Here is a 12,515-nt window from a genome sequence, read left to right on the forward strand (position 1 = left end):
AACCTCAGATAAAGCACTCTCTAGGCGACCGTCGAGAGCACCAGGAGCGTTCTCGACGAGCAACCGCCCTCAAACCTCTAAACAATCAAACCGCCGGTCCGCCTCCACCTCTGCCTCGTAGTCCACGTCGTCGCGATCAAACCCGAACAGCTTCAGGAACTCGTGCTTGTATCCCGCGTAGTCGGTGATCTCGCGCAGGTTCTCGGTGGTGACGGTGGGCCAGAGGGTCTTGCAGGCGTCCTGCACGACGTCGCGCAGTTCCCAGTCGTCCAGGCGGATGCGGCCTTCGTCGTCGGTTGGCGCTGGCTTGCCATCGGCGCGATAGAGGCGATCGTGGAACAGGCGGTTGGCCTGCTCGATCGGGTTTTCGTGGATGCCCTGCTCTTTCATGATCTTGAAGGCGATGGACACGTACAGCGGGATCACCGGGATGGCGGCGCTGGCCTGGGTGACCACGGACTTCATCACGCCGACGTAGGCTTCGAGACCGGGATGACGGCTGCGCAGTTGCTTGGCCGTGTTGTCCAGGTGCTGTTTGGCCTGGCCGAGGGTGCCGTGCCAGTACATCGGCCAGGTGATCTCGGTGCCGATGTAGCTGTAGGCGATGGTCTTGGCGTGGTCGGCGAGCACGCCGGCCTTGCTCAGCGCGTCGATCCACAGCGCCCAGTCCTCGCCGCCCATCACGGTGACGGTGTCCTTGATCTCCTGCTCGGTAGCCGGCTCGATGGTGGCTTCGATCACCGTGTCCTTGTTGGTGTCGACCGAGGTGTTGTGGAACGGCTCGCCGATGGTCTTCAGCGCCGAGCGCACCATTTCGCCGGTGTCCGGCAGCTTGCGCACGGGCGAGGCCAGCGAGTAGACCACCAGGTCGATCGGGCCGCCCATCTCGTTCTTGATGATCTCGATGGCCCTGGCGCGGGTTTCGTGGGCGAACGCGTCGCCGTTGATCGACTTGCTGTACAGGCCGGCCTGCTTGGCGGCCTTGTCGAACGCGGCGGCGTTGTACCAGCCGGCGGTGCCAGTCTTGTCCTCGCTGCTGGGTTTCTCGAAGAACACGCCGAGCGTGGCGGCGCCGTAGCCGAAGGCGGCGGTGATGCGCGAGGCCAGGCCGTAGCCGGTGGAGGCGCCGATCACCAGCACGCGCTTGGGGCCTTTGCTCTTGTCGTGGCCGGCGGCCTGGGTGATCGCGATCTGCTCGAGCACGTTGTGTTCGCAACCGACCGGATGGGCGGTGACGCAGATGAAACCGCGGACTTTGGGCTTGATGATCACTCGATGGCTCCTGCTGCTATTCGGCAATTCGCCATCTTAACCAAGCCGGGGGCCATGCGCTGCCGTAGGGAGTCTCAGGCGACCCGGTTTATTCGTCATCCCGGCGAAGGCCGGGATCGCATGTGGCTGTTGCGGAAGGCCGAGGGATGGCCGGCTGCGTCGGTGAAGAGCGATTCCAGCCTTCGCTGGAATGACGATAGAGGGAGGGAATGACGACAGGGGGAGGTTTTTCGAGATGCGTCGTGGAGGCCGTCTCCGACTGAAACGCGCTCAGCTTCCGGTCGGCTGGCGCGCCAGCGTCTCCAGCACGGCGGCCAGCGCACGCACCTGCCCGGCATCGCTGCGCAGTTCGCCGGCTTGCATGTCGGCCAGCAGCGAGGGTCGATGGCGTATGGCCGAGGGAAGCTGGCGTTTGGCGGAGGCATGGAACTCGCGTGCGCCGGTGGCGGCGGCCAGCGCCGCGATGTTCTGCGCGGTGACGCCGGCGCCGGGCATCACCGCCAGACGTCCTGCGGCCTGCGCCACCAGGTCGCGGATCAGCGCAGTGCCCTCCACCGCGCTGGCCTGCGCGCCCGAGGTCAGCACGCGCTCGCAACCCAGCGCGACGATGTCTTCCAGCGCGCGTGCCGGGTCGCGGCTCAGGTCGAAGGCGCGGTGGAAGGTCACGCCCAGTGTCCCCGCCGCAGCGATCAGCGCGCGGCAGCGCGACATGTCCACGTGGCCTTCGGCATCGAGCATGCCGAGCACCACGCCATCGCAGCCGAGCGCCACACAGGTCTCGATGTCGCGCTGCATCGCCTCGCCTTCCAGCTCGCTGTAGAGGAAGTCGCCGGCGCGCGGGCGGATCAGCACGTACAGCGGAATGCGCAGGCGCTCGCGTGCCAGCGCGATCTGCGCGTGCGACGGTGTCAGCCCGCCCAGCTCCAGCGCCGTGCACAGTTCGACCCGCCCCGCGCCGCCTTCCTGGGCGGCCAGCGCGGAGGCGACCGAGTTGGCGGCGATCTCCAGTATCACGAATAGCTCGTGGTGTAGACGCTTTGCGACGGGATCAGGGCGTCCTGCTTCTGCGCATCGCAGACGGCGTAGGAGAAGCCGTGCTGGATCGCGTAGGCGCCGACTTCGCCCGCGCGGTTCATCGCGAGGAAACCGACCTGCAGGGTCTTCGATGCCTCGCGGCGCTTGTTGACGATGCGCATCACCGCTTCCTTGCAGGCCTCGTGCGGCGAGCGGCCCTGGCGCATCAGCTCGACGACGAGGAAGCTGCCGGCGTTACGGATCACTTCCTCGCCGACGCCGGTGGAGGTGGCGCCGCCGACCTCGCCGTCAACGTACAGGCCGGCGCCGATGATCGGGCTGTCGCCGACGCGGCCGCGCATCTTCCATGCCATGCCGCTGGTGGTGCAGGCGCCGGCCAGGCGGCCCTGCGCGTCGATCGCCAGCATGCCGATGGTGTCGTGGTTGTCCTTGCCGCCGGGCATGCCGGTACGGCCGTAGTCGTGCACTTCGCTGTTGATCGACGGCTGGTAGTGCGCCGTCTTCTGCCACTCGTGCCAGGCTTTTTCGGCTTCCGGCGTGAGCAGATTTTGCTTACGGAAGCCCTGCTCCAGCGCGAACTGCAAGGCGCCCTCGCCGACCAGCAGCACGTGCGGCGTGCGCTCCATCACGCGCCGCGCCACCGAGATCGGATGCTCGATGTGTTCGAGCGCGGCCACCGCGCCGCAGTTGCCGTCGGCATCCATGATGCTGGCGTCGAGGGTGACGTGGCCGTCGCGATCCGGATAGCCGCCCTTGCCGACGCTGTGGTTCTTCAGGTCCGACTCGGGCACCTGCACGCCGGTCTCGACTGCATCCAGCGCGTGGCCGCCCTGGCCCAGGATCGCCCAGGCCGCCCGGTTCGCGGCAACGCCGAAATCCCAGGTCGAGACGACCCGTACGGTCGACGCCTTCGCCCCACGCGCCGCCGGCCCGGCGACCAGCCCGCCTGCCCATGCCAGCATCGGCGCCGAGGCGCCGAGCAGGGATGCCTTGAGGAAACGCCTGCGGTCAGTCATGGCCTTCTCCGTGTCTGCAAACAAAAAACCCCGCACAGGATGCGGGGTTTCGCTTTTGCCTTGCAACGTTTGTCTGGCTGATCAGGCAGCTTCGACCGCCGATGCCTGGGCGCCCTTCGGACCCTGGGTCACTTCGAACTTGACGCGCTGGCCTTCCTGCAGGCTACGGAAGCCCTTGCTGGTGATCGCCGAAAAATGGACGAATACGTCCGCACTGCCGTCCTCGGGTGCGATGAAGCCGAAACCCTTGGCATCGTTGAACCATTTGACCGTACCGAAACTCATCTGAGCGAACCTCTGGATCCATGGAATGGGTGCGCCAGGAACTGCGCTGAACCACTAGCCCCCTAGGTTCGCCGCCCCGGCGGGAGGAAAGTATCAATATGTGAAGGCCGAACGCAATACGAATATGTTCCGCCGGTCCACGAATTCGCCGCGGTGCTCAACTTTTCAGCATCGCCGCCAGGATGCGTGGCACCTCGGCGGTGGCTGCCGCCAGGTGGGCGAAAATTTCCTCGATGCTGATCTCCGCCTCGTCGCCGCAGCCGGCGGCAAAGTTAGCCACCAGCGCCAGGCAGGCGTATTCCAGTTGCAGTTCGCGTGCCAGCGCCGCTTCGGGCATGCCGGTCATGCCGACCAGGTCGCAGCCGTCGCGCTTCATCCGCGCGATCTCGGCACGGGTTTCCAGCCGCGGTCCCTGCGTCGCGCCGTAGCAGCCGCCGCCGATCACCTCCACGTTCACCGCGCGCGCCGCCGCCAGTAGCTGCAGGCGTAGCGCTTCGGTGTATGGCTCGCTGAAGTCGATGTGCTTCACCTCGGCGCCCTCGACGTCGCAGTAGCTGGTGGTGCGGCCGTGGGTATAGTCAATCAGCTGGTCGGGCACCACGATCACCCGCGGCCCCATGTCGCCGCGGATGCCGCCCACCGCGTTCACGCCAATCACCCGGCGCGCGCCCAGGCTGTGCAGCGCCCACAGGTTGGCGCGGTAGTTCACCCGGTGCGGCGGCAACGTGTGGCCCTCGCCGTGGCGGGCCAGGAAGGCGATGCGCTTGCCGGCGAAGTCACCGAGCACCACGTCGCCCGAAGCCTCACCGTAGGGCGTATCCACCGTCTGCCGCGTGGCGTTTTCGAGGCCCGGAAAGTTGTACAGGCCGCTGCCGCCGATGACGGCGAGGTCGATGGTGGCGTGGTTGGGGTGAGGCATCGTGGTGATCCGTTGCAGTCTGGAGTTGAAGGGCACATTTACTCCCTCCCCTGCTTGCAGGGGAGGGTTGGGGAGGGGTGGCTCTTCGTCAGGAGGTCAAAGGCCAGTCAAGAGCTTTACCCCCTCCCGACCTCCCCCTGCAAGCAGGGGGAGGAGCAAATACGCCTTACTCTCCGGCCTCACCTTTCAGCGCATAGATCGCCGGCAGGTTGCGGCCTTGTTCGTAATAATCCATGCCGTAGCCGAACACGTAACGGTCCGGCAGTTCGACACCGTTGAAATCGGAGGCGATGCCTTCGACCAGGCGGTCGTGCCGCTTGGTGCACAGGCTGGCGATCAACACGCGTTTGGCGCCGCGCCGGTAGCAGTCCTCGCGCACCGCCTTCAGCGTGTGGCCCTCGTCGAGGATGTCGTCGACCAGCAGCACCGTGCGACCGGCCAGCGACACCACCGGCTCGCGCAACCAGTGCAGGTCGCTGCCGGAGGTGGCGCCGCGGTAGCGGGTGGCGTGCACGTAGTCGAATTCCAGGTCGGTGCGGATCGCCAGCGCGAGCTGCCCGGCGAAGATCAGTGCGCCGTTCATCACGGTGAGGAACACGGCGCGCTCACCGTCCAGCGCGGCGTCGATGCGCCGGCCGATGTCGGCGATCACGCTTTCCAGGGTGGCGCGGTCATGCAGCAGCTCGGCCTGCGCCAGCGCATCGGCCAGGGGCGGGATCGGAGTATTCATGCGGTTCCTTGGTCGGCGTTCAGCGCCGTGATGCGCGCGACGAAACGCTCGCGCTGCGGGTTGTTGGTGAGGCCGTCCCAGCTTGAGCCCAGCGACCCGCGCATGGCGGCCAGTTGCGGCGGCATCGGCGAAGCGTCTTCAGGCATCGCCGCGATCGCCTCGTCCACCACCTCGGGGAAGCAGGCCAGCACCAGGTCACAGCCGGCGTCCAGGTGCGCGCGCACCCGCTCGCCCACGCTGCCAGCCGCACCGGCGGCGGCCATGCTGATGTCGTCGCTGATCACCGCGCCGGCAAAACCCAGCTCGCCGCGCAGGATCTGCTCGATCCACACCTTCGAGTAGCCCGCCGGGCGGCTGTCCACCGCCGGATAGGTGACGTGCGCCATCATCACCGCCTCGACCCGCGCCTCGATGCACTCGGCGAACGGCAGCAGGTCGTCGCGGCGGATCTGCTCCAGGCTGCGTGGGTCGATCGCCTGCGCCTTGTGCGTGTCGGCGGCGACCGAGCCATGCCCCGGGAAGTGCTTGAGTACCGCCGCCATACCGCCCAGGTGCATGCCGCGCACGTAGGCCTGGGCCAGTTCGGCGGTCACCGCCGGGTTGGCGTGGAACGCGCGCAGGCCGATCGCCGCGTTGCCACGGGCCAGATCCACCACCGGCGCGAAGCTGAAATCGACGCCGCTGGCGCGCAGCTCGCTGGCCATCACCCAGGCGTGTTCCTCGGCCAGACGAACCGCCTCGGCCGGATCGCGGTCGTAGACCGCGCCGATCGCGGCCAGCGGCGGCAGGCGGGTGAAGCCGTCGCGGAAGCGCTGCACCGGGCCGCCCTCCTGGTCGACCGCGATCAGCAGGTCGTCGCCACCGGCCTCGCGGATCGCCTCGCACAGCGCGATCAGCTGCTCGCGCGACTGATAATTGCGCGCGAACAGCAGCACGCCGGCGACGCCCGGCGCGGTGAGCCAGCGCTTCTCGTGCTCGGCCAGTTCCAGCGTGGCCACGCCGATCATCAACATGCGGCATCCTCGGCGGCGCGCTCCGCCGGTGACCATTGCCGGTACGGATGCGCGATCAGGTTCACGTTGTAGTAGCGCGTCAGCGCGCTCACCTCGCGGCCCAGCCACGACGGCCGCGGGAACGGCGCATCGACCGCTGGCAGCTCGACTTCGGCCACGACCAACCCCGCATTGTCGCCAGCGAATTCGTCGACCTCGAACAGCACGCCGTCGACCCGCACGTAATGGCGGGTCTTCTCCAGCACGCCGTCGCACAACTCGCCCAACAGTATCCGCGCGTCGGCCACCGGTATCGGATAGTCGAATTCGGTACGGGCGATGGCTGAGCTGGCCGCCTTGATGTTGAGCCACGCCACGTCGCCGGCGAGGCGGGCGCGCACCGAAGCGCGCGCTTGCCCAGCCCGCAGCGCCTGCGCACCCACCAGATAGCCCTGCGCGATCGGTTCGCTACGTTCGACGCTCGCGCGCCAGCCGTCGTTGGCTAGCAGAAATTTGCGTTCGATCTCGATGGGCACGGATAGCTGCTCTCAGCCTGCGACAAAACCCGGATGGAACCGGGTTTTATTGAAGAGTGCGGCCATGGATGGCCGCTTTTTGATTCTCGCGCTCATGGATGGCGCTCGAATAAAGCTATCGACTCGACGTGCGAGGTATGCGGGAACATGTCCATCACGCCGGCCGAGGCCAGCCTGAAGCCGTGCTGGTTGACCAGGATGCCGGCGTCGCGCGCCAGCGAGGCGGGATGGCAGGATACGTAGACGATACGCTGCGTCTGCTTGTGTGGCAGGTACTCCAGCACCTTGTCGGCGCCGGCGCGTGGCGGGTCGAGCAGCAGCTTGTCCCACGGCTGCTTCGCCCAGTCGGTGGCGCGCTGGTCTTCGAACAGGTTCGCGACGTGGAAGCGTGCGTTGGCGATACCGTTGCGCGCGGCGTTCTGCGCCGCCCGCTCGACCAGTCCGTGCTCGCCTTCCACGCCCGCCACTTCGGCCACGCGGCGGGCGATCGGCAGGGTGAAGTTGCCGAGGCCGCAGAACAGGTCCAGCACGCGGTCGGTCGGCTGCGGATCGAGCAGCTCCATGGCGCGCGCCATCATCAGCTGGTTCATGCCGGCGTTGACCTGCACGAAGTCGAGCGGCTGGAACTCCAGCTCGACGTCGGCGAAGCGCGCGTCGCCGCTGGCGATGCGGAAGGCCAGCCGCGGGTTCTCCGGCCACAGCGGGTGCACGCTGCTGGTGCCGCCCGGCTGCAGGTAGATGGCGAAACCGTGCTGCTGGCCGAACGCGGTCAGCGCGGCCAGGTCGCGTTCGGAGAGCGGCTGCATGTGGCGGAACACCAGCGCCATCAGCTCGTCGCCGGCGGCGAACTCGATCTGCGGGATGTCGTTGACCGCATCCATCGTGCCGAGCAGGTCGGCGAGCAGACCGACCTTGGGGCCAAGCGCCGGGTGCATCACCTCGCACTGCTGGATCTCGGTGACGAAGCGCGGGTTCTGTTCCTCGCGGAAACCCACCAGCACGCGGCCCTTCTTCGCCACGTTGCGCACCGACAGCCGGCCCTTGCGCCGGTAGCCCCACGGCTCGGCGGTGAGCGGCGGCAGCCAGGCCTGTGGCGCGACCTTGCCGATGCGCTCGAAATTCTCCGCCAGCACGCGCTGCTTGGTCCCGATCTGCGTGGCCGCGTCCAGGTGCTGCAGCGAGCAGCCGCTGCACTCGGCGAAGTGGCGGCAGCGCGGCTCCACGCGGTGCGGCGAGGCCACGATCACCTCGACCACTTCCGCCTCGTCGAAGTGGCGGTGGCGCTTGCGCAGCTTCGCCGTCACCTGCTCGCCGAGCAAGGCGCCGCTGACGAACACGGTCTTGCCGTCGACCCGTGCCACGCCGCGGCCGTCATGGCCGAGGTCGGTGATGTGGGCTTCGAAAGGCGTCGACGGAACGGAGTTGGATCGGGACATGGGGCGCAAACGATGGGGCCATGCTGGCTGGCCCCCGATTATCCCAGATCGGCCCGGATGGCGCCTGCGACCTACTTCTTCTGCCAGGCGCCCGATGCGTTCTGGTAATACCAGCCCGCGTGCGCCTTCTCGATCCAGCTCTTGGCGAAGGTGGCGCGGATCTGCGCTTCCCATTCCGGGTGGTTGTTGGCGTTGGCGATCTCGCGGTACAGCGCGGTGCGGTCGCGGTTCTCGTCGGCCACCGTGGCGTTCGCCTGCGCGCGCTGGCTCAGTGGCACCTTGGTGGCATCGCGCATGGCCACCATGCCGTCACGGGTGAAGCCCACCGCGCCGCTGTCGAGCAGGTCGCCCAGTGCGCCCTGGAAGCGGCCCTGCATGCGGTCGCTGATCGCATCGGTGGCGGCGGTCCGGATGCGGATGTCCGGCGTGTCGGCGGCATGCGCGGCCGGCACCAGCAGGTCGAGCAGCATCGCCGACGGCCGCTGGCCGCCATTCTTCGCCGACGGCTGCTGCGCCTTCGGTGCCGGCGTGGCGGGCGCCGCCTGGTCCAGCACGTTGCCGATGAACTGGTCGGCGGCCTTCTGCGCGGCGGCCTCGGGGAAATACACGTTGATGGTGACGCAGCCGACCAGCGCCACGGCCAGCGAGGTCAGGATGACGTAGACGAGCTTGCGCATGACGAACTCCAGCAGTTGAAAAGAGTGAAAGAGCCAACGCCCGTGCCCGGTTCAGCGGATTTGCGGTGCCGCTCCATGGATCGCTTCCTGCAGGCGCCGCACCAGGGTCGGCCAGTCGACCTGGGTCTGGTGACCAACCACCTGCAGCCGCGGCAAGCCACTGCCTTCGACGATAGTGTAGCCGTCGTCGGTGGTCTCCAGGCCGCTCATCCGGCACAGCGTGCCCTGCAGCGTGCAGTTGAGCCCGATGCGCTTGTAGCCGAAGGTCTTGAACAATTTCAGCACGGCGCCCTGCAGGCCCGCGGCAATGCCGCCGCCACCGACAGCGGTGAGGTTGTTCACCGCGCGCTGGCTGATCCGGCCGCCCGCGCCCGCCAGCAGGCTGGCCTTGAACGCGACCGGGTTCCAGTTGACCAGGCGCAGGTTCTGGATCGAGCCGTCCAGCGGGCCGGTAATGCTGCCGAAGTCGAACACGCTGGTGATCGCGGCCAGGTCCAGTTGCTTCAGCGTGATATCGCCATTCAGCACCGGCGTGGCGCCGAACGGCTGTTGCAGCGAGAGATCGGTGATGTCGACGAAACCGCCGAACACGCTGGCCGACAGGCCACCATCCAGCTCGAAACGATCGTCGACCCAGCGCAGCGACGGGATCGCCCCGCCCAGCGTGCCGGGAAATGCCGGCCAGCCCATCGCCCGGCTGAACGCAGCCATGTCGACGCCGGTCAGCGCCAGCGAAGCCGCCAGCCGTTGCCCCCTGGCCGCTGCCGGACGCCAGTCCAGCTGGCCGATACGCAACTGGCCCTGCAGGATCGGCACCTGCAGCGGCTGCTGCAGGCTGAGTGTGCCGGCGCGACTCTGCCACTGCGATTGCGCGGCGCCGTTCGCTATGCGGTAGAACTGCAGGCTGCGCCAGCCCAGTGTCGTGGCCTGCCGCTCGCCATCGCTTGCCCAGTCCAGCCCGCCCTGCAGGCCATCGACCGCCAGCCGGCCATCCGCGTCGGCCAGGCTCAGCCCGTCGGTGTTGAACGCGAAGCCGTGCGGGCCGTCCGCGCGCAGGTCCAGGCTGCCGCTGAGCTGGCCGGCGATGCGCATGTTGCGCAGGCCCAGCGTGCTCAGCCAGGCCTCGCCGTAGCGCTGATAGGCGGCGGGGAAATTCGCGTGCATGTGGTCCAGCCGCAGGCTCTTCAGCGCGCCTTTTGCATCGAAGGCCAGCGTGCCGTCGAGTTGCAGTGCATCGGCATCGTTCACGCGCAGGCGACTCAATTCGAACGCGCCGTTCTGTGCAATCGCATGCAGCCCCAGCTGCACCGGATGATCCGGCAACCTGGCATAGATCGGCCCCAGCAACAGCTCGCCGCCATGCAGGCTGGCATCCAGCTCGATCCGGGCCGGGCCGGTCGTGGTGTCAAGGTTGAAACGCCCGCTGCCGCCCAGCCCCTGCCCGGCCAGGGTACCGCTGGGGGTGTCGAAGCCCAGGCCGGCCAGGGTGAACTGCCCGGACGACTGCAGGCCCTGATTGCGCAGGTCCAGCGCCAGTTCGGCATCCAGCCGGCCGCCGGTGGGGCGCCCCGACCAGACCGTGCCGAGCAGGCCCTGCAGCCAGCCGGCGGGGAGGTTGTCCAGGCTGATCTGCGCGTGGGTGGGCTGGTCCAGCGGCAGCGCGGCGTTGGCATGCGCCTTGCCCTGCAGGATATCGACCTGCACGGTGTTGGCCGCCTCGCTGAGCAGGATGTTCACGTGGGCATCGCTGAGCGCGCCACCCGGCGCACCCGAAAGGCGCACGTTGCCGTCGAGGATCCAGCTCAGGCGGGCGTCCCGTTGCAGGTTGCCGTCGAGGGTCAGGCCCAGCCGTCGCCAGCCCATCGCTGGCACGTCAGCCTGCCCGGCGCTCAACTGCAGCCGCAGTCCGCCGCCGGCCTCCTCATCGAGGCGCAGGGTCACTGCCTGCAGACGGACGCCGGGAACGCTGATCGACTTCGCCGTCAGCAGCACCTGCGCCCGTACAGGCAGCGCCCAGCCGACCCCCAGCAACAGGCAGCAGCACAGCAGGAAATGGCTTGAAGTCGGGCGCATGTCGGGCCATTCTGCCAAATCAGGATGAACGATATGGATTTCGTCATGAGCAGCCTCCTCGCCAACACCGATTCCGACCCTGCCAGCGCCACCCGTATCCGGGTGCTGGTGGCCGACGACGACCCCGGCAGCTGCCGTTTCCTGTGCGACGGGCTGGACTCCATGGGCGCCCGGGCGGAAGCCTGCATGGACGGCATGACGGCCCTGCAACGGGCACGCACCGAGCCGTTCGACCTGCTGCTGCTGGATTGCCGCATGCCCGGCGCCGGAGCGCTGCAGATCCTGACCGCACTGCGCGAAGACGAACAGGCGTGCTCGGCGGAAAGCATCGCAGTGGCCACCACGGCCGAACTGGAACCGGGTACCCGGCAATCGCTACTCGACGCCGGCTTCAGCGAGATCCTGTTGAAGCCCTGCGGCCTGGCCAAGCTGCAGGACGTGCTGGCACTGGTGCAGCCGGATCGCCGCGACGTCCGCGTGCTGGACGACCGGGCTGCGCTGACCGCCACCGGTGACGCCACCACCATGCGCGCCCTGCGGCTGCTGCTGCGCGAGGAGCTGGCCCTGCTGCATCAGGAACTGGATGCGCTGAGCCGCGACCGTGCCGGTTTCAGCGAGCGCCTGCACCGGCTGCGCTCATCCTGTGGCTTCTGCGGCGCGGCCGCGCTGTCCACCCAGACCGTGCTGTTGCAGCGGCAACTGCTGCTGCGTGGCGCCACGCCGATCGCACTGGCGCGCTTCCACAAGGCCCTGCTGGCGACGCTGCAGGCGCTGGACAGTTAGTCGGGTATCCCGCGGCGGCCCGAAACCGCCATCGCCAGTACCCGCCAGGCGCGCAGCTCGCCGCCACCCAGATGGAAGCGGATCACCTCGCGCATCATGTCGCGCAGGGACTTCAGGCCGCTGGTGTCGGGCGTCCGGTCCTGCCCCAGCGCCAGCAGGTCGCTGCCGCGCAGCGCGTGCGGGCTGCTGGCGGCGCAGCGCACGGCACCCTGCTCGACCAGGTAGCGGTAGGACGCCTGCGCCTCCAGCGGTTCGCCGGAGTCCGCCTCGTGCTGCAGTTGCAGGCCGTAGCCGAGCGCCTCCAGCAGGTCGCGCTCGAAGCGGCGCAGGCTCCACGCCAGCGGCTCGTCGGCGCCCAGCCGCGCCAGGGTCCGGGCGTAGGCATCGAACAGTCGCGGGTAGGGATCCTGCCGGCCGGTCAGGCGCACCACCAGTTCGTTGAGATACAGCCCGGCCAGGCCGGCATCGCCGGGCAGCCGCGCCGGCGTGCCCACCGCTTCAACCGCGGTCAGCGTGGCCATCTCGCCGCGCAGCAGCAGGTCCATCGTCAACGGCTGGAACGGCTCCAGCTGGGCCCGCCGCAAACGCGCCCGCTCGCCGCGCACGCCGCGCGCCACCACACCGAGCCGGCCGTGTTCGCGGGTCAGGCATTCGAGCAGCAGCGACGTCTCGCGATACGCACGCGCGTGCAGGACGTAGGCGGGTTGCTGTTCGATGCGCATTGGCAGGGAATCGGGAATGGGGAGTCGGAAATCGGAAAA

General features: G+C 68.3%; 13 protein-coding genes. 1 reads left to right on the forward strand and 12 read right to left on the reverse strand.

What is annotated here, in order from left to right:
* Positions 1-69: 69 nt before the first annotated feature.
* The 11 genes from fabV to QQA13_RS08920 form a co-directional block, all read right to left on the reverse strand.
* Entirely contained in the window at positions 70-1,272 is a 1,203-nt protein-coding gene (gene fabV, locus QQA13_RS08870) for an enoyl-ACP reductase FabV (RefSeq protein WP_108472962.1), read from the reverse strand.
* 270 nt (positions 1,273-1,542) lie between these two features.
* Complete coding sequence (locus QQA13_RS08875; protein ID WP_108472963.1) at positions 1,543-2,286, reverse strand: copper homeostasis protein CutC; 744 nt, start codon at positions 2,284-2,286, stop codon at positions 1,543-1,545.
* On the reverse strand, positions 2,283-3,323 hold the full coding sequence (locus QQA13_RS08880) for a N(4)-(beta-N-acetylglucosaminyl)-L-asparaginase (protein WP_108472964.1): 1,041 nt from the start codon (positions 3,321-3,323) through the stop codon (positions 2,283-2,285). The genes QQA13_RS08875 and QQA13_RS08880 overlap by 4 nt, the downstream gene beginning before the upstream one ends.
* An 81-nt stretch (positions 3,324-3,404) precedes the next feature.
* Positions 3,405-3,608, reverse strand: a complete 204-nt coding sequence (locus QQA13_RS08885; RefSeq protein ID WP_108472965.1) for a cold-shock protein — start codon at positions 3,606-3,608, stop codon at positions 3,405-3,407.
* Between the two features lie 157 nt (positions 3,609-3,765).
* Positions 3,766-4,527, reverse strand: a complete 762-nt coding sequence (locus QQA13_RS08890; RefSeq protein WP_108472966.1) for an S-methyl-5'-thioinosine phosphorylase — start codon at positions 4,525-4,527, stop codon at positions 3,766-3,768.
* A gap of 166 nt (positions 4,528-4,693) precedes the next feature.
* A complete protein-coding gene (locus QQA13_RS08895; protein WP_108472967.1) occupies positions 4,694-5,257 on the reverse strand; it encodes a hypoxanthine-guanine phosphoribosyltransferase in 564 nt (187 codons plus the stop codon).
* Positions 5,254-6,270 carry a beta-N-acetylhexosaminidase gene (nagZ, locus tag QQA13_RS08900; RefSeq protein ID WP_108472968.1) on the reverse strand — a complete coding sequence of 339 codons (1,017 nt, stop codon included), beginning with the start codon at positions 6,268-6,270 and terminating at the stop codon, positions 5,254-5,256. The genes QQA13_RS08895 and nagZ overlap by 4 nt, the downstream gene beginning before the upstream one ends.
* Entirely contained in the window at positions 6,264-6,785 is a 522-nt protein-coding gene (locus QQA13_RS08905; protein WP_108472969.1) for a CYTH domain-containing protein, read from the reverse strand. Before QQA13_RS08905 ends, nagZ begins: the two co-directional genes overlap by 7 nt.
* 92 nt (positions 6,786-6,877) lie before the next feature.
* Positions 6,878-8,221 carry a 23S rRNA (uracil(1939)-C(5))-methyltransferase RlmD gene (gene rlmD / locus QQA13_RS08910; RefSeq protein WP_108472970.1) on the reverse strand — a complete coding sequence of 448 codons (1,344 nt, stop codon included), beginning with the start codon at positions 8,219-8,221 and terminating at the stop codon, positions 6,878-6,880.
* Positions 8,222-8,292: 71 nt separating this feature from the next.
* Positions 8,293-8,898, reverse strand: coding sequence for a YdbL family protein (locus tag QQA13_RS08915; RefSeq protein ID WP_108472971.1), 606 nt, complete (start codon positions 8,896-8,898; stop codon positions 8,293-8,295).
* Between the two features lie 51 nt (positions 8,899-8,949).
* Positions 8,950-10,971, reverse strand: coding sequence for a hypothetical protein (locus QQA13_RS08920; protein ID WP_108472972.1), 2,022 nt, complete (start codon positions 10,969-10,971; stop codon positions 8,950-8,952).
* A gap of 45 nt (positions 10,972-11,016) precedes the next feature.
* Between QQA13_RS08920 and QQA13_RS08925 the strand changes: the two genes are divergently transcribed.
* Positions 11,017-11,754, forward strand: a complete 738-nt coding sequence (locus QQA13_RS08925; RefSeq protein WP_325051475.1) for a response regulator — start codon at positions 11,017-11,019, stop codon at positions 11,752-11,754.
* On the opposite strand, the gene recO is transcribed toward QQA13_RS08925, so the two are convergent.
* Positions 11,751-12,476: a DNA repair protein RecO gene (recO, locus tag QQA13_RS08930; RefSeq protein WP_108472974.1), complete on the reverse strand. Its 726-nt coding sequence runs from the start codon at positions 12,474-12,476 to the stop codon at positions 11,751-11,753. The genes QQA13_RS08925 and recO overlap by 4 nt on opposite strands.
* Between the last annotated feature and the right edge of the window lie 39 nt (positions 12,477-12,515).

The sequence above is a fragment of the Rhodanobacter thiooxydans genome (genome assembly GCF_030291135.1).
Taxonomy (GTDB): Bacteria; Pseudomonadota; Gammaproteobacteria; order Xanthomonadales; family Rhodanobacteraceae; genus Rhodanobacter; species Rhodanobacter thiooxydans_A.